Below are 14,257 nucleotides of genomic sequence, written 5' to 3'. Positions count from 1 at the left end.
TCTGCAAACATTCCGTTCCTTATCAACCGGCTGCTGCGAAAATCTCCGTACATCCATCGCCTCAACCCATGAACTTACTCCCCGGTGCAATGCCCGCCCTTTAAAATCTGTAGCGAAACATTTCCACTTTAACGCCATCCGCTTACGCTAATTTTTGGCTTATGGAACAGCAGGTTATTGCCGACATTGAAATTGAAGACGAGAAAATTGATTATTACAGTTCCATCGTCATTCGTCAACAGTTTAATGCGCACCATGAGTTTGCCATACGCATCCGGTACGATGTGCTGGAGAGGATTGGTGCGTTTACGTTAAAAACGGCGCAAAAAAAGATCGGCAAGCTGGCCATTATCAAGTTAATCAAGGCAGGCAACCTGGAACCGGCCTACGAGTTCAGGGGATTGATTTGCGAGATCAGCATGGAGCAATCCGACAATTTCACCAGCCATCTTGTATTAAAAGGATACAGCCCCACCATCCTGCTCGAGAACGGTCCGCACCTGCTTTCGTTTTACAAAAAAGGATTGCAGCAAATTGTGCAGCAAATCACGCAGCCCTTGTCGCAAAGTTGCCGCGTGAACGTGAAGCCGCAGTACAAATCGTCGCTCAAATACATTTGTCAATATCGCGAAAGCACCTTTCATTTTTTAAACCGGCTTTCGTCTGAATATGGCGAGTGGTGCTATTACAACGGCATTGATTTATTTTTTGGCAAACCTTCATCGTCGCCCAACATTGAAATCATGTACGGAGCCGATGTGCACCAACTGCAACTGAAATTGCGGATATTGCCACTGGCCTTCAGCAGCTATGCTTATGTTTCCAAAGACGACAAATTCATTAGCGCCAAAGCGCCTTCTGGCGTTGACGGTCTGGATGAATATGCGCATCATGCCTTGCAGGAGTCCAACAAGGTATTTTCGGAGCCGGTAAGTTTTCCCGTTCGCCAACGGGTGGAAAGCAAAGGCGATTTGGACGGCTTTGTAAAAAAACAAAAAACGGCTATGGCTGCCGATCTTGAAGTATTGTCCGGAAGTAGTGACAATCCCTCGATCTGCATCGGCGCCGTTGCCGATGTAAAAGCTTCGACTCGGGAGAACAATGCGCTAAGCCAGGAAGCTTACGGAAAATTCCTCATCACCAACATTGAGCATTACCTGACCGAGAACAAGCGGTACTACAACAACTTCGAAGGCATTCCGGCTGGCGTGGAAAACATACCGGTGAAGAACGTTATTATGCCGATAGCAGAACCGCAGATAGCCACTGTAACGGACAATGCCGATCCCGATAACACAGGCCGGATACGTGTGCAAATGCTCTGGCAAAAGGAGAGCAACGGGATGACTAATTGGTTGCGGGTAATGACCTCCGATGCTGGCAGCAGCGACCAGGTTTCAAAGAACCGGGGCTTTATGTTCATCCCGGAAATCGGCGACCAAGTGTTGGTTTGTTTCCGGTACAATGATCCAGACAGGCCATTTGTGTTAGGGAGTATTTATCATGGGAAGACGGGGGCCGGCGGCGGAACAGATAACAATAAAAAGACATTGAGTACAAGGAGTGGGCATGTGATTGAGATGAATGATGAAAAGGGGAAGGAAAAAATTACAATCACTGATAAGAATAAGAATACGTTTATTATAGATACGGTAAAGGAGACAATCACGATAAATGCAAATAGTACAATAAATATGAACGCCCCATCAATCAATTTGAATGCTACATCGATTAGTATGCTTGCAAAGGGAGCAATTACCATGAACGCAGGTGGGGCGATTGAAGGGGCTGCAGGTGGAGTATTAACCTTTGGCTCAGGTCTGTCAAGCTCGTTTATGTCAACTTTAGATACAGTGATCTTGGCCGGCAAAATGTTATCCGCTTCAGGAGGTAAAAACGTAAAGCTTAGTTCAGGAGCCGGTGCGAGCATGAATCTTGAAGCCAAAGGAGATGCGAAATTAAACAGTTCAAAAAAATTGGATATTTCATCAAAAGAGTCAGTGATCACAGGCAGCAGTAAAGTAGCACTTAAAGGTGATAAGGCCAGCATGGAAGGGTCTTCAAAAGCTATTGTAAAAGGAAGCCAAGTGGATATTAGCTAACAATTTAAAAAGATTATGATGCCCAAGGATGATCAAATAGTGGTTGAAGGTGCGACAATCAAATGCACCATGGGAGATAAAAGCACCACTCTAAAAGTTACAAGTAACCAGAGTTATAAAATCAATGGTAAAAAAGTAGCTACCATGATGGACTTTGCGCCTGGCGCAAATCTATTTCCTCCCGTTGCTACGTTCGGTACATGTAAGCCATATAAAGCAGTGCCTCCTCCAGGGTGTTTCTGTACCCCCATACCTGCGGGTGCGTGGATAAATGCCTTCATGAAGAAAAAAATTGGAGGTAAGCCAGCCATAAAAGGCGACGCTAAACTCATGTGTACACGGGCCGGCGGCGTAATTACTTTTGAGGATTCTGGTCAATAATAGAATTTAAATATGCCAGCAGACGTAGAGGACAAACAAAACCGGTCTATATGTTCACTTTGTGAAAAGGAAGTTCACAATCCCGAACTAACTGAAGCCGGCAATCATGTAGGAAACAGTGCCAATCTAGGCCAGGCGATTTTAAAAGCAAAGTATGCTCATTTAAACGTCAAATGTCCGTCTCAACACCCACTGTCGACCTCTATTAATAGCGCACAAGCACATCATCTGATTTGTTCCGAGTCAATGAACAACGACAATTGGGCGAGGATCTGTGAAAATTTCGGATATAATATTAATTGTATAGAAAATGGGATCTTTCTACCTTCTGATATGGCCGTAGCTTGCACACTTAGAATTCCATTACACCGAGGGAATCATTCTGCAACAGAAGCGGGGGAAAGTATGAATTACGTTGACGGTGTAAAAGGTATGATTGACCCTGTAAAGGACGCAGCGATGAATAAAGAATTTTGTGACAATCCAAAGGAGATTATATCCCGCTTAAATCAAATTAGCAAAACCATCTGGAACCTTGTAGAGGACTTTGCTTGGACACTGACATACGATGGATTTGATTATGTTGGGGGGATGAAAGGCTGTATGAATATGGATAGTTTGAGGAAAAAAAGAAAGGAAGAAAAGAAAAATCCTGCAGCTGTATGCAATGAAAGGCGAAAACATGATTTGCACCTTATAATGCGCAACGAGATTTTTTTAGAACAGAGATAAAATAATTAATATGGCCAATGAATTTGAATACTATCGCATACACAGAAAGAATGACAAGGATGTTCCTTTGCTGGATGAAGATACAAATTGCCCGACCTACCTATCGCTTAAGGCACCGGTCGAAAATCCGGAAATGCTTTTATTCAGGTTAGGTAAACCTGTTCCTAAAAAACCAATAATGGCAGACTATCATTCTACTCCTAAATCTGTTATCTCTAAAAAAATATTTGACGTTTTAAACCCATTTAATATATCGGGAATTCAATTACTGCCATCCAAAATAAGAGGCAAAAATGACGAGATATTTACCGATTACTGGGCGATTCATATATACCATATACTAAAATGTGTTGACGTCGAACAATCCAATTGCTCAATAACTTTTATGCTTTCGAATATTAAAAAAATCGTACTTGACAGAAACATACTCAAATTAATTCCTTTAAGGGAACGATTGGTGTTTCGCTTGAAAGAAGACCCTGCTTTTCAATTATTCCATGTATCTGTCGTGGATTCAATAATGGCAACGAATCCTACTGGAATCGCATTCACTAATATTGAAGCTTGGACGGACAGAACTTTATTTCAAAATTAGTAACAAACAAAAATGGCAGTTTGGTCTTTGGTTGCTGCAACAGATTATACAGAATTTCATTTCTTGGAGGAAAAGGACAGATCTTTTTTTCAAGAAACAGTTACAAACTGTTTCGAAAAATTAAATTCCGTGATGTCATCTTGGCGTCCGTTGTACATGTTTAGAGGTGAACCAAAAAAACACCCAGATTTTTTCGAAATAGATGCAACGTCCGTAATAGCAATAAGCCAGAAAGCAGTTGACCGACTTAAACAATTCTTAGAAAAAGACATAGAATTATTACCACTTGAAACAGATGCAGGTAGATACTACGTATTAAATGTTATGAATATTGTCGACTGTTTGAATAAAAATGAATCAGTGTATACTTCTACAAATAACGGCTTGATTGCAGCTTATACATCACTGGAATTTATACAGGAAAAAATAGCTGATAATGTGATATTCAAGATTCCGGAACTGCCTTATCATACTTTTATTACAGATGAGATACAGGATCGATGTGAGACAGAAAAAGTTAAAGGGTTAATGTTCGACCCAGAATTGAATCTCGTTTGGGACATTGAATGATTCTACTAAATATTTCCTTATGAATAAACAATTTAGATTCCCAATATTAAAAATAAACGAAGTGACACCTTTGTTAAGCACGGCCGAAGGTACTTTTGCTCATTCAATAAAGGCAACTACGGAGCTAGGTAAAGTTTTAAAACTGTATGAGAACAAAGGAATTAATTTGGGAAATTACATTGATGAAAAGGTAGAGTGTTTGCTTGAAATTACTCAAGGCACCTTTGAATATCGACTTGCTAAGAATGCAACTCTGCCGAGCAATATAATTCTTTTTAATTATGAGTGGAGTATCAGACCCTTTGAATTTTTCCTTGAACTAACTGAGATGAATAAAGATGTAGGCTTGAACGTGGAGCATGAAAATTTAAAACGTAAGCAATTTGAAGATGCTGCTAATAAATTATTTCAAGAGTGGGGGTTAAATGGGTTGGGCATAGGTATATATGACTCCAAGCCACTTTTCAATTCATCGGATGGATTTTTCTTATTGAACGAGTATGAGTTTGAAGAACAAATTGAAAATCTAGAATTGAACGACGAAGTCTGTATAAAGATTGAGGAATGCCTCCTTCGAGGAATCCGTCCGTGTGAAGCATTTACCAAACCGGAACCAAAACAAGTGGCTGTGCAACAAAAGCAAAAAGAAGAGCCAGAATCCAAGAAAAGAAGGCTCTGGTTTTAAATTCAACTCTATAAAATATTACCTGTCAATCCGCATCACGGAAGTATTTAACCATAAACCAAAACCATGTCAACACAATTCCTCACCGTCCGCGGCTGCATCACCCAAGAAAAATACATCAAAGGCCGCACCTTGTCCGAACTCGAAAGCATTCTTGGTTTTCACACCGGTCACCTGGCGCAAGGCGCCACCATTACCGCTTTGCTGCAAGTGCCAACCAAAAGCCAATTCAATCTTCTCGGTTACACGCAAGTGGCGGAGCACAAAATCAGCAAAGAAGCATTCAACGGATTGGATACAGATAAATTGAAAGATTTATTGCTACGCGAAACCTTTACCACCGTTGGCATAAACCGTCTTGTAAAGGTCATTGCCAAAATAGCACATTCAAAAGACACGACTGACGAACAATACCCGCCGGGCTGGGGTGTGCCGCAATGGAAGCTAACGGCCGAAATGCCCGCGCAAGTGATTGCAGAACTCAACAGCGGCGAACGATACATTTAAATCCTTCGGTGTTCGTATGAAAAAGAAAATCATCGTTGACATTTCGGAGCAGCGGTTGCAGGCCCTGACAGATGACAAGGTCGTTTATGATTTTCCATGTGTCACCGGCGATGCAGAACACGCAACGCCAAGAGGTAAATTCACGGTTCTCTCGAAAAAAGAAATTTACCGCAGCAAGACTTACGACGCACAAATGAATTATGCCTTGCAATTAACAACCGACGGCATCTACATTCACGAATCGTATAACTATAGCGAACGGCCTTCACAACAAAGTTTCCTGGCAAAGGCCGTTTCTGACACCGCAGCCACTTCCGTTTCGCGGTTGCGCTCCTGGTTCCCGGGTGTTGCCAACAAGGAATTAAAAGTTGGAAATGTAAACTTGTTTGGTTCACACGGTTGCGTTCGGTTGGCGCATTCCGATGCCGTCAAATTGTTTGAGTGGGCCGCCACAGGCATGGTGGTGGAAATCAAATAATCACAGTTTTGCAGACGCCGTTTTTACAAAAACGTATCTGTCCCCAGCACGCTGTTTAGAATGCTTTCTTTATCGGCAAAACGCATCGTACGGGCTTCGTTCTGCAAGTCAAACTCGGTCACAACGTCAAGGTTTACGGGCAGGAAATGATCAATCAATGCCTCCATTAATTTTTCTTTTTGTCCGCCCGGCATGAACTGCTGAAACGCATCTCCGCTTACCGGGCCAATCTTCACCAAAATTTCATCAACCCCTTCGTCATAAACTTCATTGCCGGTTGTAAGGTTTACGCCCAACACGCTATCGCCCATCACCGATAAAATAGGCTCCGCAGGACGAAAAGGCTGCTGTCTTCTCAGGCGAACTTGCACCGGTAAACCCAGCATCATTTCCATAATCGTTTCTACTGCCGGATGATTGTCGCGCAAATGATGAAGGATGGGAATAAGATGGAGAAATAAATTGGCCTGCTGTGCATCGAGGTGTTCAAAAATTGGCCAATTCGCTTTAAAGATGTTTACCAGCTCATCGTACTGGCTTCGCTTGTCGAGACGGTTCTCGTAAAAAGCGGTCTGCGTGCGCAGGTAATTAATAGCGGCTTCAAAAGGAATAAAAAACTTTCTCGCCTCTTGCTCTTCTTCCTTGCGCCGCTTGATAGCTTTGATTACTTCCTTTAGCGTGGCTGCCGACTTGTGTGCCGTCGGATGATGAAACAATCCTTCGGGTAACATGTCGTAAAAACCTTCTTTCGGCGTTTTAATCACCACGTATTCGGCGCGGTCGTAGGCAGACGATTCTTCTTCGATGGATTGCACGTCCTTGCGCAATGAACGTTTCATGGCACCCTGCATCAAAATCACGATGCGGTCGGGTGGAATGCCCAGTTCTATCATTTCGGCCGCAGTTACTTCAGCTTTGAAATCCTTTTCAAGGTTGCCAAAATGCGTTAGCGGAAGGTCGCCTGCTTTCATGAATGATGGTTAATTGTTTTTCCTCATAAAATTCTTAGGGACACGAAGGACACAAAACTTGGCAGAATTTTTTAATCAACTTTTCTGCAATACAATGCGGTAATCATTGCTCATGCCCGAACGGGTTTGCAGCTTTGAGCCCAATTGATCGCACAGCACCTGCCATTCCTTGCTGTTGAGTGCTTCGGCTTCGTGCGGCGTAAGCACAACGTTGACGGTTCGCTTGAATGCTTCTTTTTCACTTGCTGCTATCTCAAAGCCTTTTTCGATGCTGACTTTCTGAATGCGGGAACCCAATTCGTAAAAGCAAAAATTGCGGATGTCTTCTTTTGTAACAATCCGGTCTCGCGTCATGATGCCGTACCGAAAAGCGGCCAGTCTTTCTTCGGGTCGCAAGCGATTTTTTCCACCAGCGGTCATGGTAAGCAAAACAATTGAATCCTGTTTCACTTTTACTCCTTTGCCTTGTTGCAGCCGCGTTCCGGCCCGCAAGTTGTTGGCGGCTTCGGCAAGCGTGGTCCAGTATTCAACGTACATCATGTCCTCGCCTTCAAAAGGTTTTGCGATAATGTAATTCGGCACTTCGGTTCCATCGCTCATGTAGCCTTTTGTCTTTTGCTCCATCAACGAAATCTTTTGGTTCATCTCCTTTAACGTACCCGCAATAAAGTCGTAGCCGTAAGCGGCAAAGGCAGCGCTTTCGTTGCGCAGCATCTCCAATAAATAACTGATTAGCTCGCGGGCATTGCGTTCATCAAAACGCTCAACACCGCCGCGGCGCAGCGTGTACGTGCCGATTTCATCGCCTTCAGTTTTTCTGTACGGTACGCTTTTGTATTCGTGTGTTTCGTCGGTAAGGGAACGCACCGAAAGAAACTGATCGAGTGCCGCTGTTCGCAACGGAATAATGTTGCTGCCGCCTTTGAGGCGATACTTTAAATCGTTCAGTTGCCGGTTCATTACCGGGAAGGCATTGGGATAAACATAAAGGTCGTTCAGAAAGCCGGGTTGCAGGGTTGCAGGAAAGGTAATTTTGATCCACAGCAAAGGCTCTTTTAAGTTCTGTAAATCATTTTCGGCAAAAAGGTTTTTAAAGGCTTCGGGATAAGGCTTTTTGCCTTCAAGAACATTGTCAACACCTGCGTGATAAATGCTGATAAACTTTGGTTCGTAATATTGTTTGATGTCTTTTTCCAGCAGGCAAAGTGTGTCGTATTCAAGAAAAATACTTTGGTAGGCATCTGGCGCAGTAGCGGGTTGCACATAGGGAATGCCCGGCGTTGTTTGCAATTCTTTGTCTTCCAAAAACCACTTGGCAAGCGGCAGGAGTTGATACGTACGCTGAGCCAATGCCGGCCCCATATTTTTCCAATCGAAATAAAAAGCCAGGCCGTTAAGGTTTTCAACTTTATCGTTCACACGCAGACCCATCCAAAAAGCATTGTTGTCACCGGGGCGTGCCCTACCGGTTCGCGAAGTCAGCAAGCGGTTATAATTCGTATCATACGAAAACAAATTGCCCCCCGTAGCCAAGTAAGCAATTTGTACGTCGAAGAGTTGAACCGCATCTACCGGCGTAAAAAAAACATCCAGCGCTGCCTCTGTCGCATCGTTTTGCTGCGCAGAAAGTTTTGCTTGCGTAATAAAACTGGCTGTGGCCGAAAGTATTTCCGTCGGCTCTACCGGGGCGGCATGCAAAACCGCATGGGCGGGATTGGGCGTGGTTAAAAAATCGGGCGCCAACAGTCCCGCAATCTTTTCCAGTATTCTTACCTGTGCATCTTTTGTTTCGTTGCCAAGGTTGTACAACTCCAGTGAAATGGCCTCAAGCATCAACTTCACCACCGGGTCAAGGTCTTCAACATTTTTGATGTTCCAGTAATTAAGCGCATAGCGAAGCATTCGCGCCTTAATGACTTCTTTCGAATTGTTGTCGTCGTAGAACATGGTAAGCGATTTAATCAACCGAAAGCGGACTTAAAAACAAAGCCGTGTGAAAGACAAACATCTCACCGGTCTTTTTCATTTGCCCCGTTATGTGTATGTCCACTCTTTTTTTTATCTCGGTAAATTGTTTCAGCACGTTAAACTTTTCAACGTCAGAGATGGCCGCGTTTATTTCAACGTTTGTCAGCCGGTGCTCGTGCGAGGTAATGGATTTCAGCAAGGATTGGCGAAGCTTTTCTTCCCACAATCTTGCACTAACGATGAGTTCAAAATCAAGGTCCCAGATTTCGCAGCCAAACGTAGGATCGCTGCGGTGTTCGCCAAACTTTGTGGTGATGATGAGCTCCAGGCTTTTTTGAATAGAGGTTTCTAAATCGCAGGCGGGCAGCTCCCGGCCTTCGGTAACGGCGTGCAACAGCATCGGAATTTTGTAGTAGCCCATGTTTCGCTGTTTGGTAAGCACATTAAATGTGCGCAAAACGGTTGAAAAGCAGCCGGGTGAAAAAGTCAAACAAGTACGGGAAAAATCCCCTCGTTCACTGTTTCAAAACGCGGTAACATCGCATCTTAAATGTAAAAAGCAAAATTGGTTTTTTAAGTTATATTTTCTAATTTTCTGATGATTTGACAGCGGTTGTTTTGCAGAACGAACGATAAAGCGGATCAATTAGCAACAGGATACAAGAACTTCTCAACAACCAAAACCGGCTTTGTGAATTCTCACGCACTCCCAATCATCAGAGAAAACAGTTTAAGAACCGTTTAAGCGTCTGTAGCCTTTGAAGCATGAAACGTACAAAGCTTAAAGAAAATTCATGCTTACACTCTCTTTAAACGAGTCAATGAAAACGGCGGTTGAAATTGCACAATCGCTGGCCAAGGAATATCACAACGAGTATTTCTATCCCGCACATCTTTTGCGGGCACTTCTTCACAAAGACGTAGGCTTAAAAAATTTTCTTGAATCCATAGGCAAAGATGCTGGCTACATTCTGGAGTGGGCCGAAGTGCGCATGGATGAATATCCCAAAGGGTCCAAAATAAAAGAACAAGTTGGCGGTGATGAAAAAGTGCAACGTGTGTTTGAAGAAGCCGACAACATTCGCATGAAGCTGGGCCTTGATGCTGTATCTCCTATCTGCGTTTTAACTGCCATTGCCAAACCCGGCGTGGCCTTCAGCAGCGAGCAGTTAAAATCTTTTCCCGTTAAGGAAAAAGAAGTGCTGGAAGTTTATTTTAAAGAAGACAATCTTCAGCAAGCCGTAAACGGCAATGGCGTTCAGAAAGCAGCGGCCAATACAGGAGCGCTGTATAAATACTGCATCGAACGAACCGCTTTGGCAAAAGAAGGAAAGACGGATCCCATCATTGGCCGCGACAAAGAAACCCGCATGATGATGGAGATTCTTTGCCGTAGAACCAAGCCCAATGTTATCATCACCGGCGAAGCCGGCGTGGGCAAAACAGCTTTGATTGACGGCTTTGCACTCGACATTGTGGCCAATAAAGTGCCCGCACAACTGGCAACATCGCAGGTATTTGAATTGGACCTCGGTGCTTTGATTGCCGGCGCCTCTTACAAAGGCGAAGTAGAAGACCGGCTGAAAAATATTTTGAAAGAAATAAAATCTTTGCCCAAAGCTGTTTTGTTCATTGATGAAATTCACACATTACTGGATAACAAAAGCGGGAGCATCGGCAGCGGCGCGGCCAATCTTTTAAAGCCCGAACTGGCCCGCGGCGAAATTACCGTGATTGGTGCGACAACTACGGATGAATACCGCAAGTTCATTGAAGCCGACCAGGCTTTTACACGCCGCTTTGAAGTGTTGAGCGTAGCCGAGCCGGATGAAGAAACAGCAGTAAAAATGCTGGTACGGCTTGCGCCGAAATTTGAAGCACACCACAACTTAAAAATTGAAAAAGATGCGGTAAAAGATTGCGTACGTCTTTCAAAACGTTACCTCAAAGACAGAAGGCTTCCTGATGTAGCCATTGACCTTTTGGACCGCACGATGGCCGCCATCAAACTGATGGTGGATACCAATAAAACCGACTTGCAACAGCTCAATGAGGAACTCCAAAAAATAAAAGATAGCAAGGCTGACGAAGCCGATTTATTCAACGATTACAAATGGCTGAACACTGTTTTGCAAAACAAAATCAGTCCAGTGTTATTGGGCAAACTGGAAGATGCCACACAAACCGACAAATTTGAAACGGCCAAGGAATATGAAGCCTTTCTAAGCGAAAGCCTGAAAAAATTAACCGCTTTAGCCGACGACAAAAAAGACAGCGTAAGCAAAGAAGACATTGCCGCTGTCGTCTCGTACAAAACGGGCATACCGCTGGGCAAAATACAGGCGCAGGAAAAAGAAAAGCTGTTGAACATGGACGGCTTTTTAAAGCGCCGTGTAGTAGGACAAGACCATGCCGTGAAAGCTCTTTCGGAAGCTGTTCTCGAATCAAGAAGCGGCTTAAATAAAAAAGGCCAGCCCATTGGTTCGTTCTTCTTTTTAGGCCCCACCGGTACGGGTAAAACAGAATTGGCAAAATCCATCGCAGAGTTTTTGTTTAACGACGAAAAAGCCATGATTCGCTTCGACATGTCGGAGTTCAAAGAAGAACATTCCGCGGCTTTGTTGTACGGTGCGCCGCCGGGATATGTAGGTTATGAAGAAGGCGGCATGCTGGTGAACAAGATTCGTCAAAAGCCTTATTCGGTTTTGCTTTTTGACGAGATTGAAAAAGCGCATCCATCGGTCTTCGATACCTTTCTTCAAATCCTTGACGAAGGCCACATGCACGACCGTTTGGGCAAAGAAGGCGACTTCTCCAATGCACTCATCATCTTTACTTCCAACATCGGCAGCGATTGGATCACAGAGCAATTTGCCAAAGGCGAAATACCTACGTCAACAAAGCTGATGGAAATTATGACCAAATATTTCCGTCCCGAATTTTTGGCGCGGCTCACAGAGATTGTGCCCTTTGCACCTATCAGCGAAAACAGCATCGTACGCATCTTCGACATACAAATGAAAAGTCTTTTGGAAGCGCTGGACAAGCAAGGCATCCGGTTGCAACTATCGGATGAAGCGAAGAAGCACTTGGCGCTGAACGGCTTTACGCCAAAGTACGGTGCCAGGCAAATTTCCGGCGTCATCCGGCAGCAGTTGCGCCGCCCAATCTCAAAGTACATCATTGCCGGTGACGTAAAGCGCGGCGGTACCGTAAACGTGGGCCTGGAGAACACGATTCTGGCCTGGAACATTGAATAATCCTGCCGTATTAAACGAACGATATATAATTCGTACATTCACTATGATGCTTTGATTCACACATAAAACCCAACGCTATGCCGCAAGCAAAACCCGGAATCGCTACAACCATTCTCGCTCCCGATCCAGTTGGCGAAGGCTTTGTAGAAATCTCCCCAAACAAAACCCTGTTCATTCAAAAGCTAACCAATGAAGCGCCCATTAAGCCCGAACTGACGGAAGGGCTCACAACCGTTGAACAAGTGTTTGAACATTTTAAACCGAACGTTAACGTAGAGCTGGAAAAAGAAGACGGTTCAACAACAAAAGAAAATTTTTCGTTTGCCGGCTTGGGGGATTTTGATACAAAAAACCTGACCAACCAAAGCGCTTACCTGAAGAATTTAAGCTTGGAAAACGATGCCTACCTCAAAATCATCAAGCAATTAAAGACAAATAAATCGCTCAAAAACGTGATTGAAAATCCCGAAACCAAGGAGGCCTTCATTAATGCGTTAAAAGCACTTGCTTTTGAATTAGAAACTGCCGATCAATCATAGAGAGATGTCTGCTATGTGCAACATGAACTTAAAATCTAAAACTTAAAACTTCAAACGAATCCATATGGCTACCGAAGTACAAGACGTAAGCGCACAGGAATTTAAACCCGATGTGAAGCAGCAACAACTCGAGTTGCCTGCGCTTGAAACCTCCGTGAACAGCCTGGTGCGTTCGGGTGGATTTGATTTTCTTGAAGCCGTGGTGGACGGCGTGGACAATTTGAACCCGGTGCGCAAAGCAAAACGTTCCATCTTTTTAACGGACGAAAGCAAGAAGACGCAACGAGGCGAATTAAAAAAGAAGCTGCAGATGTGGGTTGACTTGCTGGAGCAGTGCAGTACGGTTTCGGAGATGGCCGATAAGTCGGTAGAAAAAGCCGAAACAGCCGAAAAGCTCTTGAAAGGCAATTTGAAAAAAGTATTGAATGCAAGCCGCGATTTGGAGCAGGCCTATCGTTCGGTGCACTTGTTTTACAAAAACACGGAATCGCCCAAGCTAAAGAACGTGGCAATTTTAAATGCTTCAATGGAGCAGTTGACAAATCTTGACGAGCCGCGCTTTATTGAATTTGTGGCCAAAGAATTAAAAGCCAAATACGACCGCCTCGACCTGCGGCAGAACTATTCGCTGATGGTGATTCCCGGTTACCTTAAATCAAACACGATTGTGGACAAATGGGCCAAGATGGCTTACAACAACAAGGTGATGATGGTAACAGATTTTGTAAACGTGGAAACACCGGATGATGCGCTGGATTTGTTCAACGATGCCAACCTTACCAGTGGCGATCCGCACAAAGCCAACATTATTATGACCTGCAACTACATTGTTGGTCGTGGCAAAAAAACCGAAGTGGGCGAAGAGGAAGATGTTTACGTTCCGGGTTCGGCCGCATTGGCTGGCAAGTTGTATTGCACCAAATTATCACAACCCGTAGCAGGGAAAACGTATGGTTCTATTGACGAAGTAGATACGGTTCGCTTTGACCAACAGAAAGGCGACATTTCGGAACTGGAAAACGTAGGCTTGGTTCCCTTGGTTGGTGAGTGGGGCCGCGTGATGCCTTTCTCGGCAAAAACCTTGTTCACCGGCGATAACCTCGGCATGCAGACATACTCAGTCGTTCGTGTATTTGACTTCATCGCCAAAGTGCTTTCCGACTTCTTGAACCGCCGGGCCTTTGAGCTTTGGAACGTGAAGATGGAAAAAAACCTGCGCACACAAATCGTCAAATTCCTCGACGGCATTCAAGGCCCCGACAAGCTGATTGAGAAGTTTCAAATCATTCGTTTTGAAAGAGACGAGAATCAAAAAGACCACATCTTTTTGGACATCCACATCACGCCTTTCTTCCCCGCGAAAAGCTTCCTGGTAAAACTGGATGGCTACAAAGGCGACGATGGCGAAGAATGGAAAGCTTCGTTTAAACAACAATAAGTTTTGTGCGATGAGAATTGTGTTGATAACC

At 44.2% G+C, this 14,257-nt stretch carries 14 protein-coding genes; 11 read left to right on the top strand and 3 right to left on the bottom strand.

Going from position 1 to position 14,257, the window contains the following annotated elements:
- Nucleotides 1-161 precede the first annotated feature (161 nt).
- The 8 genes from FSB75_RS13245 (at nt 162) to FSB75_RS13210 (ending at nt 6,050) form a co-directional block, all read left to right on the top strand.
- Entirely contained in the window at nt 162-2,102 is a 1,941-nt protein-coding gene (locus FSB75_RS13245) for a type VI secretion system Vgr family protein (protein ID WP_146788325.1), read from the top strand.
- 15 nt (nt 2,103-2,117) lie between these two features.
- Complete coding sequence (locus tag FSB75_RS13240; protein ID WP_146788322.1) at nt 2,118-2,483, top strand: DUF4280 domain-containing protein; 366 nt, start codon at nt 2,118-2,120, stop codon at nt 2,481-2,483.
- 12 nt (nt 2,484-2,495) lie between these two features.
- Nucleotides 2,496-3,215, top strand: coding sequence for an AHH domain-containing protein (locus FSB75_RS13235; protein WP_146788320.1), 720 nt, complete (start codon nt 2,496-2,498; stop codon nt 3,213-3,215).
- A 10-nt stretch (nt 3,216-3,225) separates the two neighbouring features.
- Nucleotides 3,226-3,810, top strand: coding sequence for an imm11 family protein (locus FSB75_RS13230; RefSeq protein WP_146788317.1), 585 nt, complete (start codon nt 3,226-3,228; stop codon nt 3,808-3,810).
- Between the two features lie 12 nt (nt 3,811-3,822).
- Nucleotides 3,823-4,380: an imm11 family protein gene (locus tag FSB75_RS13225; RefSeq protein WP_146788314.1), complete on the top strand. Its 558-nt coding sequence runs from the start codon at nt 3,823-3,825 to the stop codon at nt 4,378-4,380.
- 19 nt (nt 4,381-4,399) lie between these two features.
- Nucleotides 4,400-5,065: a hypothetical protein gene (locus FSB75_RS13220; RefSeq protein ID WP_146788312.1), complete on the top strand. Its 666-nt coding sequence runs from the start codon at nt 4,400-4,402 to the stop codon at nt 5,063-5,065.
- Nucleotides 5,066-5,131: 66 nt separating this feature from the next.
- Nucleotides 5,132-5,572 carry a hypothetical protein gene (locus FSB75_RS13215; protein ID WP_146788309.1) on the top strand — a complete coding sequence of 147 codons (441 nt, stop codon included), beginning with the start codon at nt 5,132-5,134 and terminating at the stop codon, nt 5,570-5,572.
- A 16-nt stretch (nt 5,573-5,588) separates the two neighbouring features.
- Entirely contained in the window at nt 5,589-6,050 is a 462-nt protein-coding gene (locus FSB75_RS13210) for a L,D-transpeptidase (protein ID WP_146788306.1), read from the top strand.
- A 23-nt stretch (nt 6,051-6,073) separates the two neighbouring features.
- On the opposite strand, the gene FSB75_RS13205 is transcribed toward FSB75_RS13210, so the two are convergent.
- The 3 genes from FSB75_RS13205 to FSB75_RS13195 form a co-directional block, all read right to left on the bottom strand.
- Nucleotides 6,074-7,021, bottom strand: coding sequence for a type VI secretion system baseplate subunit TssG (locus FSB75_RS13205; RefSeq protein ID WP_146788304.1), 948 nt, complete (start codon nt 7,019-7,021; stop codon nt 6,074-6,076).
- 75 nt (nt 7,022-7,096) lie between these two features.
- Nucleotides 7,097-8,968 carry a type VI secretion system baseplate subunit TssF gene (locus tag FSB75_RS13200; RefSeq protein ID WP_146788302.1) on the bottom strand — a complete coding sequence of 624 codons (1,872 nt, stop codon included), beginning with the start codon at nt 8,966-8,968 and terminating at the stop codon, nt 7,097-7,099.
- Nucleotides 8,969-8,978: 10 nt separating this feature from the next.
- Nucleotides 8,979-9,410: a GPW/gp25 family protein gene (locus tag FSB75_RS13195; protein ID WP_146788299.1), complete on the bottom strand. Its 432-nt coding sequence runs from the start codon at nt 9,408-9,410 to the stop codon at nt 8,979-8,981.
- Nucleotides 9,411-9,783: 373 nt separating this feature from the next.
- Here FSB75_RS13195 and FSB75_RS13190 point away from each other — a divergent pair, with 373 nt between their 5' ends.
- From FSB75_RS13190 to FSB75_RS13180, 3 genes are all read left to right on the top strand, one after another.
- Nucleotides 9,784-12,249, top strand: a complete 2,466-nt coding sequence (locus tag FSB75_RS13190) for an ATP-dependent Clp protease ATP-binding subunit (RefSeq protein ID WP_146788297.1) — start codon at nt 9,784-9,786, stop codon at nt 12,247-12,249.
- 77 nt (nt 12,250-12,326) lie between these two features.
- Entirely contained in the window at nt 12,327-12,788 is a 462-nt protein-coding gene (locus FSB75_RS13185; protein WP_227990580.1) for a hypothetical protein, read from the top strand.
- A 64-nt stretch (nt 12,789-12,852) separates the two neighbouring features.
- Nucleotides 12,853-14,226 (top strand): type VI secretion system contractile sheath protein TssC, encoded by a 1,374-nt coding sequence (locus FSB75_RS13180; RefSeq protein ID WP_146788293.1) that lies wholly within the window; start codon nt 12,853-12,855, stop codon nt 14,224-14,226.
- Nucleotides 14,227-14,257 lie beyond the last annotated feature (31 nt).

The sequence above is a fragment of the Flavisolibacter ginsenosidimutans genome, from assembly GCF_007970805.1.
Taxonomy (GTDB): Bacteria; Bacteroidota; Bacteroidia; order Chitinophagales; family Chitinophagaceae; genus Flavisolibacter; species Flavisolibacter ginsenosidimutans.
This window is presented reverse-complemented; position numbering and strand designations above follow the sequence as displayed.

Excerpts from the sequence above, each read along its gene's own strand:
- FSB75_RS13245 (WP_146788325.1), top strand. The coding sequence starts at position 162 with ATGGAACAGCAGGTTATTGCCGACATTGAAATTGAAGACGAGAAAATT.
- FSB75_RS13240 (WP_146788322.1), top strand. The coding sequence starts at position 2,118 with ATGATGCCCAAGGATGATCAAATAGTGGTTGAAGGTGCGACAATCAAA.
- FSB75_RS13235 (WP_146788320.1), top strand. The coding sequence starts at position 2,496 with ATGCCAGCAGACGTAGAGGACAAACAAAACCGGTCTATATGTTCACTT.
- FSB75_RS13230 (WP_146788317.1), top strand. The coding sequence starts at position 3,226 with ATGGCCAATGAATTTGAATACTATCGCATACACAGAAAGAATGACAAG.
- FSB75_RS13225 (WP_146788314.1), top strand. The coding sequence starts at position 3,823 with ATGGCAGTTTGGTCTTTGGTTGCTGCAACAGATTATACAGAATTTCAT.
- FSB75_RS13220 (WP_146788312.1), top strand. The coding sequence starts at position 4,400 with ATGAATAAACAATTTAGATTCCCAATATTAAAAATAAACGAAGTGACA.
- FSB75_RS13215 (WP_146788309.1), top strand. The coding sequence starts at position 5,132 with ATGTCAACACAATTCCTCACCGTCCGCGGCTGCATCACCCAAGAAAAA.
- FSB75_RS13210 (WP_146788306.1), top strand. The coding sequence starts at position 5,589 with ATGAAAAAGAAAATCATCGTTGACATTTCGGAGCAGCGGTTGCAGGCC.
- FSB75_RS13205 (WP_146788304.1), bottom strand. The coding sequence starts at position 7,021 with ATGAAAGCAGGCGACCTTCCGCTAACGCATTTTGGCAACCTTGAAAAG.
- FSB75_RS13200 (WP_146788302.1), bottom strand. The coding sequence starts at position 8,968 with ATGTTCTACGACGACAACAATTCGAAAGAAGTCATTAAGGCGCGAATG.
- FSB75_RS13195 (WP_146788299.1), bottom strand. The coding sequence starts at position 9,410 with ATGGGCTACTACAAAATTCCGATGCTGTTGCACGCCGTTACCGAAGGC.
- FSB75_RS13190 (WP_146788297.1), top strand. The coding sequence starts at position 9,784 with ATGCTTACACTCTCTTTAAACGAGTCAATGAAAACGGCGGTTGAAATT.
- FSB75_RS13185 (WP_227990580.1), top strand. The coding sequence starts at position 12,327 with ATGCCGCAAGCAAAACCCGGAATCGCTACAACCATTCTCGCTCCCGAT.
- FSB75_RS13180 (WP_146788293.1), top strand. The coding sequence starts at position 12,853 with ATGGCTACCGAAGTACAAGACGTAAGCGCACAGGAATTTAAACCCGAT.